Origin of the sequence: Nocardia sp. NPDC051463 (assembly GCF_040681975.1) — a bacterium.
GTDB lineage: Bacteria > Actinomycetota > Actinomycetes > Mycobacteriales > Mycobacteriaceae > Nocardia.
This window is the reverse complement of sequence record NZ_JBFBAB010000018.1, coordinates 94,790-110,841: the sequence shown is the minus strand read 5'-3', so window position 1 is coordinate 110,841 and position 16,052 is coordinate 94,790. Positions and strand designations below refer to the sequence as shown.

Here is a 16,052-nt window from a genome sequence, read left to right as displayed (position 1 = left end):
GCGATATGACGAGCTCTGCGAAGCCGCCGACCCATCCGCCGCTGACTCTGGAGTCGACGGACTGGGAGCACCGGGACGCGGTGATCCTTCGTGCGGAAATGGCGGCCGAGGTCGGCCCTCGTTACGCCTATCTAGCCGAGCAGTTGCGCGGCAATCCGCAGGCGGTCGATCCCGCGACGGTGCATCGGACATTCGTCGCCTATTCGGGCGAGCCGGTCGGGCATGCCGCGGTGCGTTGGAATGCGGGCGACCTGGAGTTGAAGCGCATGTTCGTGCGCCCCGCCCACCGCGGCTCCGGCGTCGCCGCTCGCTTGCTCGCAGCCGCCGAAGATGCCGCACGCGAACTCGGGCAACCCCGCCTGATCCTGCAAACCGGCCACCTCCAGCCCGAAGCGGTCCGCTTGTACGAACACAGCGGCTACCACCGAATCCCGCTGTTTTCCCCCTACGAACCACTGCCTCGCTCCCACTGCTTCGCCAAAACTCTGTCCTGACAGACCACCACGCCACAAACTGAACGAAGTGCGAGAGTTGCCCGCGGTGATGCTCCGCTCGATGCCGCGCGGCCAGAGGTCGACACCGGAAGAAGCGGATGCGGAGGGGAACTCGCAGGCGGGTCGGCGACACGTCGATGGTCGGTCCATGGTGTGTGACGGGTGGGGTCGGTGTGCCATCTACCATTCCCGGGTGACCGGATACGACCACCTCGACGCGTTCGAGCACCTCGATACTTCGACGCTGCCCCTGCGGCAGCAGCAGATTCTCACCACGATTCGGGACTGCGTTGTCCGGCACGGGTATCCGCCCAACACTCGGGAGATAGGCGATGCGGTGGGACTGCGTTCCTCCTCATCGGTGTCCAAGCATCTGAAAAGCTTGGAGGACAAGGGGTTCCTGCGCCGCAGCGAGACGATGTCGCGGCCGATCGATGTCCGGATGTTCCTTGCCGCCGCCGCGCCGCGGGAGTCGTCGGACGACTCGGTGGCCGTGCCGGTCATTGGTGACATCGCCGCGGGCAGTCCCATCCTCGCCGAGGAGCACAGTGACGACACGATGACTCTGCCGCGCGAACTCGTCGGCCGCGGCACGGTTTTCGGTCTGCGAGTACGCGGTGACTCGATGATCGACGCCGCAATCTGTGACGGTGACATCGTGGTGATCCGGAAACAGGATGAAGCCCACTCGGGTGAGATCGTCGCCGCCATGATCGACGGTGAGGCGACGGTCAAGGTGTATCGCCGCCGCAACGGCCACGTGTATCTGGAGCCGCGCAACCCCGCCTACTCGGTGATCGACGGTGACGAGGCCGTGGTGCTCGGCAAGGTGGTCTCGGTGATGCGCCGAGTCTGACCCGCCGGGGCATTGGGACCGGTCATGGTGCCGCCACGCTTCGTCGCCATGACCGTGAAATTCCTTTGTTCAATGCCGCGACCAGCTGTAACGTCGCTTCGGTTTGTCAACCGGTCAACCGAAGGAGTCGATGCTGTCATGAAAGCCGTCACCGAACGCGACATCAGGTCGTCGTTCGTCAACTGTTCCAAAACCACCGCCAAGAAGCTGCCCGTGCCCCGGGACCTGGACGATCGGCTATGGGAGGACCTGGACTTCCTCGGCTGGGGCGATCCATCGCTGCCCGGACGCGGCTACCTCGTCGTTCCGCAGGACGATGATCGCCTCGTCGGTGTCGCGCTGCGCTACGAAATCGGTGGATTCGGTCGAGCCCAGATGTGTGCGATCTGCATGACCACCCACACCAGTAAGGGTGTCTCGTTGATGACCGCGCACAAGGCGGGCGAGTCCGGCCGCCGCGGCAACTCGGTCGGCACCTATATGTGCACCGACCTCGCATGTTCGCTGTATGCGCGCGGAAAGAGAACGCCCGCACTCGGTAACCGATACCGCGAAGACCTCATCTCCGTCGAAACCAAGGTCGAACGGGTCCGGGACAACATGAACGCCTTCATCGCGAGGCTCTACACCTAAACGCAATCCGACACAGATCCATCAGGCAGTACGTACTGCCGACTAGAAACGGAGGTAGATGCCATGCGCCGACACTCAGGGGCTAGGCCACCGGCGCACCCCGAGTTCAGCCGTACCGCAACCGAACTCGGGGTGCACAGGATTCCTCTTCGGTTGAGATGGCCCGGACGAGGACCGGACCACCTCATCCGGAGAGGATTCCTCGAACCACCGACCTCGCGGTTGCTGTCACCGCCCCCGACCGACCTGGACTTCGGGCCTACCGCTCGCCATGACTCGGTGGGCGCGGTAGGAGGCAGATGAGCGTGTTCCCCGCACGATGGCTTGTCGCAGGCTCTCACGCCGGCCGTTGCCTCGCTACCGAGAGCGGCTACCAGTACTGATGCCGCTTTCCGTCGGTGTCGGCGACGAAGATGACCGCGTCGGCGCCGTCCAAGTCTGCCGGGTCGAGCGGGATGTGGCCGGGCACGATCGGTTCGCCCGCGCCGATCGACGGGGGAAGCGCTGCGCGCAGCGCCGGTGCCGGGAACAGAGCGCGTCGGGTGGTCGCCTCGGCCAACAACTGCTGGAGGGTGCCCGGATCGCTATGGGGGCCGGCGTCGGTTGCCAGGAACATGTAGCGCCGACCGAGGGCGAGTCCGACAAGCGCGCCGGCGCTGCACCAGTTCATGTCGTTCTCGCCGCCGGACGCGTGCGACTGCGCACGCTGGAGGTGCGCGTTGTGCGCGAACACCAGGCTGGGCCCACGTCGCTGCTCCTGGGCAACGATCGCGAGCAGGTTCTCGGCCATCATCTCGGTGCGCAGGCTGAGCAGGGTCGCGATGCGATCGGGTGCGGGGCTGGCCATGGCCGCGTGATAGCGCAGCAGGCCCTTGGCGGTGCGCGCATGCGCGACGGCGTGGTCGTATTGGGCCGGGTCGGCGGGTCGCAGGCCGGGTGCCGCGCGGTGCAGCGCGCTGGCGAGATCGTCGGCGACGATGCGCAGGGCGCGAGCGCGATCGGAGTCGCCGATGGACGCTGCCGGGTCGAACATCGCCGCCTCGTTCGTCCAGTCCGCGTCCGCGCCGAGCAGCACATCGAGGTCGCGGACTGATTCGGGCCGCAGCGCCGCGGGCAGGTACTCGGTGGTCGAGGACAGCGCGTGCCGTGGGCTCGGCGCCCCGGAGAATTCCAACGGCGCGTCGAAGCCGTGGAAGCGAACCCGATCCTGCGGCGCGCGGCCTGCGTTGTGCGCGCGGAGCCATTCGACGAGTTCGCGATTGCCCGGCACGGCGCCGAACCCGTGGCTGAACCCGGTCGTGAGCACCGGGTCGATTTCCGCCGTTGCCCCGCTCACATAGTCTTCGACAACGGACGCGGCGAAGATGTCGGTCTCCAGCGCGATCGACCGGTACCCGCGTTCGACGAGGTGACCGAGGAGTTCGTTGCGCAGCAACGGGAACGCCTCGATCCCGTGTGTCGGCTCGCCGAGGGCGAGCAGTGTCGGCGGCTCGGTCCGGGTGGCAAGCAGCTCGTCGATGGCACGGCCCAGGCTTACCGAGTCGTCGAGTTGGCGGCCGAGGACACGTAGTGATGCGGCAGTTGACATGAACACTCCTTTTCGGACGTCGCTCTCCTCAACGATATCGTTGAACTACCGATTGAAATTTTTGTGGCACTGACCTGCGATATATAGGTAAAAGTATCAATTGGAGCTGCAAGCCAAGGCCCATTCCGTCAGCCATCGGATGTGGCTGCGCCAGCGAAAGTACGGCCGGGTCGGGCAACGGGTTGACGGCGGGTATCGGCGAACGCGTGATATGCGGCAGGTGCGGATGGCCGACAAATCAGTCTTGCGCCCACCGATCGAGAGGCCTTTCCCCGAATCTGCCGAGCATCGAACACTCACGCTCAACGGCATTTCCGGGTGCGGGCAGGCAGGTCATCGGTGTGCGTGTGGCTATTCGCGCCGCACGTCATGCGGCGCCTTGTCAGGGCGAAACCCCCGCCAGGAGGGGTGTCGGAGTCGGCCGTCACTGGTCCATTCGGCGAAGGCGACCTCGCCGACGAGTTCGGGCTCCACCCAGACCGCGTCTGTGACATCGGCAGCCACGGTGGCCGTTTTGCGTTGCAGGGGTAGGAGTCTCGTCTGGAGCGCGTCGAGCATCGTCTCGGTGAAGCCGGTACCGACACCTCCGGCGTAGACCAGCTTTCCTGTGGTGTCGAATACGCCCATCAGTAGCGAGCCGATACCTCCCGCGCGGCGACCGGTGCCCGGTCTCCACCCGACGATTACCACTTCTTGATCGTGAACATTCTTGACCTTCGTCCATAATTCGCTGCGTCGTCCGGGGAGGTAGGGGCTGTCGAGGCGTTTGCAGACGATGCCCTCGAGTCCGCGACGCTTCGATTCGGCGAGCTCGTCGGCGCCGGTGCCAGGTAGCCGGGGCGGGACCCGCCAGTGCGGTCCGTCGAGGCCGAGGTGTTCCAGCAGCTGCCTGCGCTGCTGGTAGGGCAGGCCGATCAGCGATCGATCACCGATGTGCAGCAAGTCGAAGATCAGGTAGGTGACAGGGACGGACTTGGCGAGCGCGCGGATCTTGGCGGGATTGCGCTGATGCATCCGCGGTTGCAGGGCCTCGAACGAAGATTTGCCGTCGGCGGTGAAGGCGACGATTTCGCCATCGACCACGAATCGAGGGGCCGCGGGAGCGATGTCTGCGATCTCGGGCCAGGCTGCGGTGATGTTCTTGTCGTTGCGCGACATCAGGCGCAGGTCGTTCTCGATGTAGCCGATAGCCCGAATTCCGTCGAATTTGGCTTCGTAGGCCCAGCTCTGTTCGTCGCTGGGGAGGGCTCCGGCCAGCGCCAGCATCGCCGCGTAGTGCGGCAGTTGTGTCACGCCCGCCTCGCCGACATCGCCGGTCCCTTCGTGAACTCGAACGCTGTGCTGGCAACTCTCCGAATAGTACCGACCGGTCTTCCCTTGCTGGTTTGTATGGGCCTTCGCGGCGCGGTTGTCCACAGCACCGTGGTTATCAACAGATCCATCGAATCCGCTGTTCAGCGCAGGTCCCTGAGATTCGAATCGCCCTACCTTCAGCGACATGTCACGACACGACGAACGCCGGCGAATCCGCCGGCGCCTCAGCGAACTGACGAGCCGGGTCGGCGCGAGCAGGACAGCGGGGTCCGGGATTCGCGGCGCGGTCGAGCCCACACCGCCATCACGGGCCCGCAGCGATAGTCGATTGTCGACGGGACGATCCGAGGTCGCCACAGCGGTGCGCGATGGCGCCCGGGTCGGCGAAAACGACCAGGCAGTCGGCGGTAGGCGGCCACAAGGTATCGCGTTGCCGGTAGCCCACTGGCGATCGGAAGACGGCGAGCGGGCACGGGCGACACAGTCGCCTGCTGGAGTACAGCGATCGAGAAGGGCGCGGCGGGTGGCGCAGATCGGGCGGGGCGAGGGTATCCGTGGCGGGCGATGGAATGACGACCGGTTGCCGTCGAGAGAAACGGAGTCGGATGGGTCGGTCGGTGAGCCCGGTGGCGAATACGACCTGGCAGGCGGGGACCGTGAGGTCCCGGTGCCAGGGTGGCTGGACGGGACAGGGGGCCGGCCGATGTGGCGGGACCGGATCGTGCCGGAGCGGTTTCGGGGTGCGCGGTTCGATCCAGGGTGGCGGGGTGTGGTGACCTTGGCCTTGGTCGGGCTGGCGGCGGTGCTCACGGCGATGGTGGTGGTGTTGCGGGAACGGCCGGTCGCGCAGCCGGTTCCACCGGTACCTGCTGTGCGCACGACGAGTGTTGTTCGCACCTCGGCACCGCTGAGCGCTGCTTCGAGTATGGCTGTGCCATCCGGTGCAGCGTCGGTGTCGCCCGATGGCCCCGAGCGCGTCACGGGCGTCGAACTGGTCGTCAGCGTTGTCGGTTTGGTACACAACGGCGGCCTGTTGCGGATACCGAACGGATCTCGAGTGGCCGATGCCATCACCGCGGCCGGCGGTGTGAAAGAGGGCGCCGATCTCAGCGGGCTCAACCTGGCCCAGCGGTTGCAGGACGGCGATCAGGTGCTGGTCGGCGCTACCGGCCCAAGTCCGGGGCCTGCTCGATCGGGCAGCGCCACCATCGGCTCCGGCCGCACCGGCACCGGCCCTGCACCGCACGCGGGTTCCGCATCGTCACCGTCCCCCTCAGCCCGCATAGATCTCAACACCGCGACCGAGTCGGACCTCGACGCGTTGCCCGGCGTCGGGCCGGTCACTGCCCGTGCAATTATCGCCTGGCGCACCAAGAATGGCCGCTTCACCGATATCGAACAGCTCGGCGAAATAGACGGCATCGGCCCCACTCGACTCGCCCGCCTGCGCGGCTCGGTGACGGTATGAGGCTCGGGGGGAGCGGGCCGGTCGGCGGCGCGAACGTCGAGCAGGCAGGGAAGATCGGCAATGGTGTCGATGCCGATCGGGAGGACGAGCCGCAGGTGCTCGATGCGCGGCTGCTGCCTGCAATGCTGTGTTGTTGGGGCGCAACGATTGTGGCGGTCACCGGTGGGTGGGTGGTTGCACTGGTGGTTGCGGCAGGGTTGTCGGTGCTGGCGATCGGGCTGTGGGTGTTGTTGCTGTGGACGGTTGCACACCGCAGTGAACGTTGGCGGGTGGTCACGGTGGTGGCGTTTGCGGCGGTGTTGCTCGGGGTGGGGTTCGCGATCGCGGGGGCGTGGCGGGAACATGGGGTGGCCACACATCCGTTGCGGACAGCGATCGGTGGGTCGGTGCGAGTTGTGGCGACACCGATCGATGATCCGAAACCTGTGCGCATCAATTCGTTCGCGGGTGAGCAGCGGTGGACGGTGCGCGCGGAGCTGCGGGAGTACCAGCGGGGTGAGGTGGTAGTGCGGGCCGGTGGTGTGGTGGTGATTCTGGCCTCGGGTGTGGAGTGGGAGCAGCTGCTGCCCGGCGGGCCGGTCGAATTCCGCGCGCGAATAGATCCGCCATGGCATCAGGATCTTTCGGTTGTCACGTTGCGGGCGCTCGGTCCGCCGGTCGTGGTCGGACAGCTGCCGTGGTGGCAACGCGTGGCCGCTTCGGTGCGTGCGGATTTCGCTGCCGCCGCGTCTCGGGCCTTACCCCCGGATCCAGCCGGACTGCTGCCCGCCCTGGTCGTAGGGGACACTGCCTCGTTGCCCGATGATGTCCGGGAAGAGTTCAAAATAGCTGGACTACAACATCTGTGCGTCGTCAGCGGTGCGAACTTCACTATTCTGCTCTCGGTAGTGCTGCTCGTAGTGCGAGCTCTCACCCTCGGTCCACGGCTTGCCGCGGCGGTCGCGGCAGGCGCACTGCTCATGTTCGTTGTGCTGGCGAGGCCGGATCCCAGTGTGTTGCGGGCCGGTGCGATGGGCGCAATCACATTGTTGGCACTGGTCACCGGTCGCAGGAAACAGGCGTTGCCCGCACTATGTGCGGCGGTTATCGGACTGCTGGCGATATGGCCCGAGCTGGCCGTTCGGGCCGGCTTCGCCCTGTCTGTCGTCGCCACGGCCGGCTTGATACTGCTTGCGCCCAGCTGGGCCGATTGGCTGCGTGCCCGCGGTTGGTGGCGGGTGCCCGCCGAAATCGTCGCGGTGTCGGCGGGCGCGTTCGTGGTCACCACTCCGCTCATGGTCGCGCTGACCGGACGGCTCAGTCTCGTGGCAGTTCTCGCGAATGTCCTTGTCGCACCTGTCGTTGCGCCGATCACGGTGCTGGGCGCCGCCGGTGCGGTGTTGTCATGTATCTGGCAATTGCCCGCCGAAGTGGTTCTGCGCTGTGCGGGGCCACCGATGTGGTGGCTGCTCATGATTGCCGAACGCGCAGCAGGAATACCCGGCGCGACGATCGATATGCCCGGTGGACTGTGCGGCGGTTCGATCACCGCCGCAGTCGTGGCGGTATTCGTGTGGTCTCTACGGTCGGCCACTGTGCGCCGACTCACGGCCGCAACACTTCTCGGGATAGCGGCTGTGTTGTTTCCCATTCGGATCTGGCACCCGTGGTGGCCACCATCCGGCTGGGTGCTTGCCGCCTGCGACGTCGGACAGGGCGACGGTCTAGCCCTGTCGATCGGCGACGGTGCGGCGATTGTGATCGACGTCGGCCCGGAACCCCGTGCCATGCGGACCTGCCTCGATCGCCTCCGTATCACCCGAATCCCCTTGCTGGTCCTGACCCACCCGCACGCCGACCACGTCGGCGGACTGACCGGTGCACTCGAAGGACGCTCGGTAGCAGCACTGGCAGTCGGCCCCGGCGAGCTGCCCGCAGTACCCGGGCTGCGTCACATCACTGCGAACGTCGACGGCGGCAAAGGTAACGACACCGCTGCTTCAGTACCTCCGGCTGACCGGGACGTTACCCCCGGTGATCTGTGCGGTTCGATCGGCGGCCCGCGTGCCACGACCAACGGACCGCACGTCTTGCCCGGTGACCGGTGTGCCTCGATCGGCGACCGGTGCCGCATGCCCGATGGCTGCTCCCGCGCCGCAGTCGGCGACCCGTGCGCCGTGACCAGCGACCGGCCTCCGAGGACCGATAGTTCGTGCGCCACGACCGGCGATCCGAGTGCGACGACGAGTGGACCGCGTGCCTCGTTCGGCAATCCACGCGGTACGACCCGTGAGCCGCGGGCGTCGACCGGCAACGTGCGCGCCGCGGCAAATTGGCCTGCCCAGGTCGCTACCGCTGCCGCACGGGCAGGTATTCCTATTGTGGAACTGTCGGCGGGATACGCAATGAGTTTCGGCGCAATCGAATTGATCGTGCTGGCGCCGACAGCATCGACGCGACCACATGCGGGAAGCGCGGCAGCCGACGATGCGAATGACCGGTCGGTCGTCATCGCCGCCACCACATCCGCGGGCCGGATCCTGCTGACCGGCGACATCGAGGCTCCCGCCCAGCACCGCCTGGTGAACTCAGGAGCCTCCGTCCAGGCCGACATCCTCAAGGTGCCACACCACGGATCACGAACCACCGCACCGGAATTCTTGGCCGCGGTCCACCCGCGCCTCGCGATAGTCAGCGTCGGCACGGATAACACCTTCGGTCACCCGCACCCCGGATTACTCGCCGACTTGGTACGGGTCGAGAGCAGCGTGATTCGCACCGACCAGTCGGGCGATGTGGTGATCACCGGTGCAGGGTCGAAAATGAAAGCGGTGACATCGCGCTGAATTGTGGCTGGATTGGTCGGCAGCCACATTCCGAAACCCGATCGGTGCCGCGAACTCTTCCGTGCAACAGCGCGGGTTCAGCGAATCTCAGAGCACCAGGAGACGTTGTCCGGAGATCTTCCGGGACCCCCATCCAGTACGCAACCGCACTGGATGGGGCGTAAAACCACGACCACGGATTACCTCACTGGACCCTCTCCGCGGGCTTCTCAGGCGGTGGCCTCAGATGCACCAGACGACACTGCCGAGTGGGAAGCACAGTGCGACTGATCCACCGGTAATGGGAGTGGCTGAAGTTGATGTCGGCTCGGGGGATGGAACTGTGCTGGCCGACGCTGCGGGAGCTGCGATCACACCCAGGGACAAGGCCATGGCGGTCGCGGCGAAGATCTTGACGGTTCTGGTAGACATTTTGTTTCCTTCGGTCTGGACAGACTACTTACTGCAATATTTCATCACCGTCCCCAGTGTTCACCGAACCGTCGACGAATGCCAGACAGAGATCAAGAAATACCGCTGGCCTGTTTTATCCCCCACCGTCCGGCTGAAGATGGTCACCTGAAGTGCGTATCACCGTTGCGCACTGGAAATCGAAGCTTGTTCGAAATGTTGCCGAGCCAAATCGAAAGAAATATTTCCTGCATTCTTGGCCTGTCTCGCGACAGTCGGCGTACGTGCGGACAGCGCCTTCGGTCGGCCGCGGCCCGGGCTGCTCGTCGACCCGGCGCGCGTCGGCAGCGGCGTGATCTGCGCCGACCAGCTGCGCGACATGGTGATCATCGATCCAGGATCACGTTGCGAGCGTGACCCGCCATCGGCCGAATCGCTCCGGTCGGCGAGGGGGTAGCTCGGTATGCGAGGTCGAGCATTCGGCATCGCAATCGTGGACCGAGCCGAAATAATGGCCGGACGAGCTGCAACGCCGAAGTTACGTGCCGAAGTGCAGGTACAGCGAAGATCGAATTGGACCCACCCCGTCGGCTTCTCGGCTGGTGGTCTCGAGGCGTAGCCGGGCACCGCTGAGGTAGAAACGCAGATTGATCCAGCCAATGGGAGCGGCTGAGGTCGATGCGAGACCGGCAGATTGAGTGGTGCCGGCCGATCCGAGGTAACTGCGATGACCACCAGGGCAAAGGCCATGGCGATCGCGGCAATATTTCGACAGATTTGGTAGACATTTTGCATGCCTTGGTATGGGCATTCTCTGATTCCTTCGATCGCTCAGCGTCTCTCTCGAGTGTCCATCCGGACGATGGCGAAATGCCGAACGGGGGGAAAGGATGCCGCTGACCTCTTTTATCCATGAATCTGGACGAAGGAATTATCCGAGGTTCGGTCTCGATCGTTGCGTACCGGAGACCGAAGCTTGCTCGAAATGTTTCTCAGCAAAAACAGAAATGAAACAGCCTCCGCATTCTTGGTTGCCATCTCCTCCAGTGTTGCGATAGTAGGCACCGGCTATAACGTTGGAGTCGAGAGCCGAAAGTGCTGACAATGTGACCGACTGCCTGGAGCTGAGGCATTGTGACAAATGTCCGAGGATTTGTCGGGTAGTGCGTGTTGGGGCCCGAGCAGTGCTCTGTGCGTCGATGTCGGCAGCCCGGCTTCGACAGTGCGTAGCGTGGTCCGTGGCAGAAGGTGTCGGTGGCAGAAGGTGTCGGTGGCGAACCGTAGGATCGGGCCGTGAGCGAGCGCGGCGAGCGAACCAGGAACACGGCGCCTTCCGGTGCGCTGGAGCCGAGTGTCGGCGAGGTGCAGTCATGAGCGAGTGCAGCGAGCGGATCATGTTGCGGTCGGTAGCCCGCATGAGAGAGCCGAGCATCAGTGGGGTGCGGTCGTGAGCGAGCGCGCTGCGGCGGTGCACCTGGTGCTCGGCGAGGAAGAGCTGCTGATCGAGCGGGCGGTGGCGGAGATCGCGGCGTACGTTCGGGCGGGCGCGCCGGATGGTGAGGCGGTGCCGGTCGATCGGTTGCGGGCGGGCGATGCCAGCACGGCCGAGTTGGCCGAGTTGCTGAGCCCTTCGTTGTTCGCCGAGGAGCGGTTGATCGTGTTGGACTCGGCGGCCGAGGCGGGGAAGGACGCGGTCGCGGTGATCACCGAGGCTGCCGAGGATCCGCCCGAGGGCGCGGTGCTGGTGGTGTTGCATTCAGGGGGCGGCCGGGCCAAGGCGCTGGCACCTGCGCTGCAGAAGTTGGGCGCCGAGGTGCACAACTGCGCCAAGCTGACCAAGGCGGCCGAGCGGGTCGAATTCGTGCGCAACGAGTTCCGGGCCGCCGGGGTGCGGGTGTCGGGCGAGGTCGTGCAGGTGATGTTGGAGGCGGTCGGTTCGGAGCTGCGTGAGCTCGCCGCCGCATGTTCACAGCTTGCCGCGGACACCGGCGGCAAGATCGATGTCGCGGCTGTTCGCCGTTATTACTCCGGCAAAGCGGAGGTCTCCGGCTTCGACGTCGCCGAACTGGCCGTTGCGGGCGACCGCTCCGGTGCGATGGAAGCACTGCGCTGGGCCAGTGATCGCGGCGTCCCGCATGTCCTGCTCGCCGACGCACTCGCAGACTCCGTACACACCATCGCCCGCGTCGGCTCCGCGGGTCGCGGCGACCCCTTCAAGCTGGCCCAACAGCTGGGCATGCCCCCATGGAAAGTGAAGAAGGCCCAAGCCCAGGCCCGCGGCTGGAGCTCGGCAACCATCGGCTCCGCTCTCCAGGTTGTCGCCGCCCTGAACGCCGATGTCAAGGGCGGCGCGGCCGACCCTGACTACGCCCTGGAACACGCCCTCACCCAGATCCTCGACCTGCACTCCGCAGGCTGACCGCGACGCACTTTTCGGCCGGTCGAGTCAGCGGAGCTTGGGCTTGTGCGGCCCAGTGCACCGGCCGTCGTGGCTCGCGGCGGCATGCTTTTCCCTGATAGCCCTGGACACTCCCCGACGGCTGGAACGTGACGGACTTCCTGCGCACCGTTGGCGCGTCGACAACCCGACCACCGAATTCCGTACTCTCCCGGTGCAGCGCGCTACCCTCGGCGCACCGATTCGACCTTCACGTCGAGCAACCCATCTACAACGCCCACCGCTCAGGCCACCAACGCCGGACCGGTCACCGCCACGTCGGATGTCGGCGAGCGGTCGAGAGCACCGTCGCCATCCCCTGCGTCCATTGATCGGTCGGCCAGCTGCTGGGCCGGCCGGTCGGGTTCGGACCACCTGCGGCATGGACAGCGAGCCACCGACTCCTCCGGCCTTGCGCTGGTCCTCGATCATGCGAGTACTGTCGAGGTCGTTCGATCCGATCCCGGGGGTTTTATGTTGATTTGGGGCTGGCGGCGTACCGTCCAGCAACTCGCCATGCTCACGCTGGTATGCGGCAATTGCCACAATCCGGCGGCTCATGTCCTGCGCAAACTCGTCACCAAGTTCACGCTCTTCTTCATCCCGATCTTTCCGCTGAAGACCAGGCACATCATGCAGTGCACGTGGTGCGGAGCGGAATCGGAAGTGCCTCAGCAGCGCGTCCCCGAACTGCTGCACCAGGCGCAGACGGCGGGCGCGGGGCACGGTGCGTGGCAGCCACCTGCCCCGGCGCCGCCGGATCAGCGTTATCCGAGGTAGGCGTTGCCTCACACCGCTTTCGGTGCCTGCACCAGCGCCGCGGTAGCCCGGCGCACCAGCGGCAACACCAGCAGCAGGGTGGGGAAGGCGATGGGCCAGGACACCGCCCACGAGCGCAGCCATATCCCGACGGCGAGGCCATCGCTCATCAGGGTGCTGATCAGGGAGACGATGCAGGTCATCAGGATCGACAGCAGCATCGGCATGAGCACCGGCGCGTAGTGGGCGGGCAGCTTGAAACCGGTGCGGGAGTTGGGGTTCGCGGAAGTCATCGGTGCACTCCGTAAGGTCGTCACAGCAGCGATACCGCCGGGCGGCGGAATCGGTGCGTTGGTTGACGTGAACGCTTACGGCGACGATGTCGCGGCACCGAGCATAGGACAGGGGTTCGCGGCGGTGCAAGTCGGCTGTGCACCGCCGCGAACCGAGTCGAATTCAGTTGCGCTCTTGCACTTTCAGGTCGCCGAAGGTGACGCTCTGTGACATCGGCCTGGCCAGGAACTCGTGCGGGAAACCGAGGTCGATAGCGCTGGCTTGTTCCAGCCGGGCCACCTGCGCGGCATCGAACTCGACCTCGAGGGCACCGAGGTTGTCCTCGAGCTGTGCTGCCGTGCGGGCGCCGATGATCGGTGCGGTAACTGCAGGGTTGCGCAGCGTCCAGGCGAGTGCCACTTGCGACGGCGCCTTACCCAGTTGCGCCGCAACCTCCTTCACCACATCGGCGATGGCAAGACCGCGCGCGGTGAGCGAGCCGTTGGCGGCGGCCACATTCTTGCGCGAGCCCGCAGGCGATGCCTCCGCGTCGTGCGCCAGGTCGGCGCTGCTGTACTTGCCGGTGAGCACGCCGCTGGCCAGCGGCGACCACGGGATCACACCCAGACCCATTTCCTGCGCCATCGGAATGAGGTCGCGCTCGACGGTCCGTTCGATCAGGCTGTATTCGATCTGCAGCGCGATCAGTGGCGACCAGCCCCGCAGATCCGCGATGGCCTGCATGCGCGAGACCTGCCACGCCGGCGCGTCGGAAATACCGACATAGAGCACTTTGCCCGCGCGAACCAGGTCGTCCATCGCGCGCAGGATCTCCTCGACCGGGGTGCGGAAATCCCAGGCGTGCAGGTACAGCACGTCGAGGTAATCGGTGTTGAGCCTGCGCAGGCTCGCTTCCACCGAAGCGAACATGCTCTTGCGGTGGTTGCCCCCGGAGTTGGGGTCGTTCGGTCGGCGCAGCATCGTGTATTTGGTTGCCAGCACAAGACTTTCGCGATTGTCCGCGGTGAACTCGCCGAGCAGCTGCTCGGAGGTGCCGTTGGTGTACTGGCTGGCAGTGTCGATGAAATTGCCGCCGCGCTCGACGTAGGTGTCGAATATCTTGCGGGCTTCGTCCTTGTCGGCGCCCCAACCCCAGTCGGCGCCGAAGGTCATGGTGCCCAGGGACAGCGGGGAAACCCGCAACCCCGAGCGGCCGAGCAGCCGGTAAGTGTCGAGGGTGAGGCCTGTGGACATGTCGGGCTCCTGTCGTCGTTCGTTCGACAGCAAGTCTGGAACGGCGCGAGGCCGACGATAAGGGAAGGTTCTTCCTGGGAAAGCCAGTACCACTCAGCCGTAGGATCGACGGTGATGACTGGCACGGTGAACGCGACACAGGAACTTGCGGCTTTCTTGCGGGCCCGGCGGGAGCGCCTCGCCCCCGGTGACCTCGGGCTGCCCGAGCGTAAGCAAGCCCGCCGCACCCCCGGCCTGCGGCGCGAGGAAGTCGCGGAATTGGCAGGGGTCAGTGTCGATTACATCGTCCGGCTGGAGCAGGGGCGCGGCTTACGTCCATCCGCCGACGTACTGGAGGCGCTGTCGCGTGCTCTGCGGCTCGACACCGACGAGCGCGCCTATCTGTTCGACCTGGCCCAGCAGCGTCAGCCCGACACGGGCAAACCGAGCACGGTGGCCGCGCCCGAGCTGGTCATGCTGGTCGAAGACCTTTCCCCGCGGCCTGCCATGCTGGTCAATCATCGCTACGACATTCTGGCGTGGAACCGGGAAATGGCCAGATTGATCGTCGATTTCGACACCGTGCCGCCGGGCCAGCGCAACTCGATGTGGCTGTGCCTGATGCACCCTGATATGCGCGACTTCTATGCCGACCGGGAACGGATCATCCGAGAGGGCATCGCCGACTTGCGGGCCGCTTGGGCGGCGCATCCCGACGATCAGGTCCTCGCGGACCTGATTGCCGAGTTCACCCGTAGCGAGGAATTCGCACGAGCCTGGGACCGACATGACGTGCGGGTGAACGGTCGCGGCCGCAAGCCATTGCGGCATCCGGTGGTGGGGCCTCTGGTCGTCAACTACGAAGTGCTGATGCCGATCCAGGACCCCGACCAGCGGATCATCATCTACCGAGCCGCAGACGCCGATTCCCAGACGGCGCTGGACCGGTTGGCCGAGTCCTGAGAACTAGTCGACGGAGGCGAGCGTCAGCTCGTCTTCCTCGTCGGACTCCTCGTAGCGGCCGTCCCATTCCTCGAAGAACGGCACGTCGTCGTCACGGGTGACGATCCACTCCAACGAGTACGCGCCCTCACCGGCGGGAACCATGATGTTCTCGATCTTCAGACCGATCTGGAGAACATCGGCAGCCCGGATGACATCGGGCAGGTCCTCGGACCGAACCACGGTCTGGTTGGCATACAACGTGATGGTGTTGCGGTCGCCGTCCAACGGTAACTCCAATCATTGGTGAAAACATCGCTGACGAGTGCCCTCGTCTGGCAGACACTACCGTCGATTCGGAGGACGCCGGGCGTTTGCCCGAAACCGTTCACACACCATTCTCCTGCCGCGTTCGTCCCCGCAGATCACAGCCGCTGTAGTGCGCCGAGATGGCGTCGGGGCCGTCTCGTATCGGTGGAGCACGACAAAAGCCGCCGTGGTCATCGAGGCCACGGCAGCTGCGTCAAAAACACATACGGTATCTCGCGATACCGGCGAACTAGATCTTGTTGAGAGCCAGCGCGAGGGCCGACTTCTTGTTGGCGGCCTGGTTGGCGTGGATGACGCCCTTCGAGGCAGCCTTGTCCAGCTTGCGGCTGGCGAACTGCAGCTGCTCGGCAGCCTTGTCCTTGTCGCCTGCGGCAGCGGCCTCGCGGAAGCTGCGGATCGCGGTGCGCAGAGCGGACTTGACCGACTGGTTGCGCTTGCGCGCTTCCTCGTTGGTGCGGATCCGCTTCATCTGGGACTTGATGTTGGCCACGCCTGTTTCCTCGTGTTCCT

General features: G+C 65.5%; 15 protein-coding genes. 9 read left to right on the top strand and 6 right to left on the bottom strand.

The genetic code is table 11. The features are described from left to right. Positions 1 to 5: 5 nt before the first annotated feature. The 3 genes from AB0M74_RS22835 to AB0M74_RS22825 all read left to right on the top strand — a co-directional run bounded on the left by AB0M74_RS22835 (position 6) and on the right by AB0M74_RS22825 (position 1,983). Complete coding sequence (locus AB0M74_RS22835) at positions 6 to 494, top strand: GNAT family N-acetyltransferase (RefSeq protein WP_366528290.1); 489 nt, start codon at positions 6 to 8, stop codon at positions 492 to 494. 193 nt (positions 495 to 687) lie between these two features. Then, a complete protein-coding gene (lexA, locus tag AB0M74_RS22830) occupies positions 688 to 1,350 on the top strand; it encodes a transcriptional repressor LexA (RefSeq protein ID WP_366528289.1) in 663 nt (220 codons plus the stop codon). Between the two features lie 138 nt (positions 1,351 to 1,488). Then, positions 1,489 to 1,983: an FBP domain-containing protein gene (locus AB0M74_RS22825; RefSeq protein WP_366528288.1), complete on the top strand. Its 495-nt coding sequence runs from the start codon at positions 1,489 to 1,491 to the stop codon at positions 1,981 to 1,983. Positions 1,984 to 2,353: 370 nt separating this feature from the next. Here AB0M74_RS22825 and AB0M74_RS22820 read toward each other — a convergent pair whose 3' ends face one another. Both AB0M74_RS22820 and ligD read right to left on the bottom strand, forming a co-directional pair. Continuing rightward, entirely contained in the window at positions 2,354 to 3,571 is a 1,218-nt protein-coding gene (locus AB0M74_RS22820) for an erythromycin esterase family protein (RefSeq protein ID WP_366528287.1), read from the bottom strand. A 351-nt stretch (positions 3,572 to 3,922) separates the two neighbouring features. Further along, a complete protein-coding gene (gene ligD / locus AB0M74_RS22815) occupies positions 3,923 to 4,864 on the bottom strand; it encodes a non-homologous end-joining DNA ligase (protein ID WP_366528286.1) in 942 nt (313 codons plus the stop codon). Between the two features lie 601 nt (positions 4,865 to 5,465). On the opposite strand from ligD, the gene AB0M74_RS22810 reads away from it, so the two are divergent. The 5 genes from AB0M74_RS22810 to AB0M74_RS22790 all read left to right on the top strand — a co-directional run bounded on the left by AB0M74_RS22810 (position 5,466) and on the right by AB0M74_RS22790 (position 12,785). Then, on the top strand, positions 5,466 to 6,353 hold the full coding sequence (locus tag AB0M74_RS22810; protein ID WP_366528285.1) for a helix-hairpin-helix domain-containing protein: 888 nt from the start codon (positions 5,466 to 5,468) through the stop codon (positions 6,351 to 6,353). Then, positions 6,350 to 9,178, top strand: coding sequence for a ComEC/Rec2 family competence protein (locus AB0M74_RS22805; protein ID WP_366528284.1), 2,829 nt, complete (start codon positions 6,350 to 6,352; stop codon positions 9,176 to 9,178). The genes AB0M74_RS22810 and AB0M74_RS22805 overlap by 4 nt, the downstream gene beginning before the upstream one ends. 286 nt (positions 9,179 to 9,464) lie before the next feature. Beyond that, the gene (locus AB0M74_RS22800; RefSeq protein WP_366528283.1) at positions 9,465 to 9,740 is read left to right on the top strand and encodes a hypothetical protein; all 276 of its coding nucleotides are present in this window, start codon (positions 9,465 to 9,467) and stop codon (positions 9,738 to 9,740) included. A 1,275-nt stretch (positions 9,741 to 11,015) separates the two neighbouring features. Beyond that, complete coding sequence (holA, locus tag AB0M74_RS22795; RefSeq protein ID WP_366528282.1) at positions 11,016 to 11,987, top strand: DNA polymerase III subunit delta; 972 nt, start codon at positions 11,016 to 11,018, stop codon at positions 11,985 to 11,987. Positions 11,988 to 12,479: 492 nt separating this feature from the next. Next, positions 12,480 to 12,785, top strand: coding sequence for a zinc-ribbon domain-containing protein (locus AB0M74_RS22790; protein ID WP_366528281.1), 306 nt, complete (start codon positions 12,480 to 12,482; stop codon positions 12,783 to 12,785). Positions 12,786 to 12,793: 8 nt separating this feature from the next. Here AB0M74_RS22790 and AB0M74_RS22785 read toward each other — a convergent pair whose 3' ends face one another. Both AB0M74_RS22785 and AB0M74_RS22780 read right to left on the bottom strand, forming a co-directional pair. After that, on the bottom strand, positions 12,794 to 13,057 hold the full coding sequence (locus AB0M74_RS22785) for a DUF2798 domain-containing protein (protein WP_366528280.1): 264 nt from the start codon (positions 13,055 to 13,057) through the stop codon (positions 12,794 to 12,796). 163 nt (positions 13,058 to 13,220) lie between these two features. Then, positions 13,221 to 14,291, bottom strand: a complete 1,071-nt coding sequence (locus AB0M74_RS22780; RefSeq protein WP_366528279.1) for an aldo/keto reductase — start codon at positions 14,289 to 14,291, stop codon at positions 13,221 to 13,223. A gap of 114 nt (positions 14,292 to 14,405) precedes the next feature. Between AB0M74_RS22780 and AB0M74_RS22775 the strand changes: the two genes are divergently transcribed. Next, positions 14,406 to 15,233: a helix-turn-helix transcriptional regulator gene (locus AB0M74_RS22775; protein WP_366528278.1), complete on the top strand. Its 828-nt coding sequence runs from the start codon at positions 14,406 to 14,408 to the stop codon at positions 15,231 to 15,233. 3 nt (positions 15,234 to 15,236) lie between these two features. On the opposite strand, the gene AB0M74_RS22770 is transcribed toward AB0M74_RS22775, so the two are convergent. Both AB0M74_RS22770 and rpsT read right to left on the bottom strand, forming a co-directional pair. Further along, positions 15,237 to 15,500, bottom strand: coding sequence for a hypothetical protein (locus tag AB0M74_RS22770; RefSeq protein WP_366528277.1), 264 nt, complete (start codon positions 15,498 to 15,500; stop codon positions 15,237 to 15,239). Between the two features lie 271 nt (positions 15,501 to 15,771). Next, entirely contained in the window at positions 15,772 to 16,032 is a 261-nt protein-coding gene (rpsT, locus tag AB0M74_RS22765; protein ID WP_366528276.1) for a 30S ribosomal protein S20, read from the bottom strand. Positions 16,033 to 16,052 lie beyond the last annotated feature (20 nt).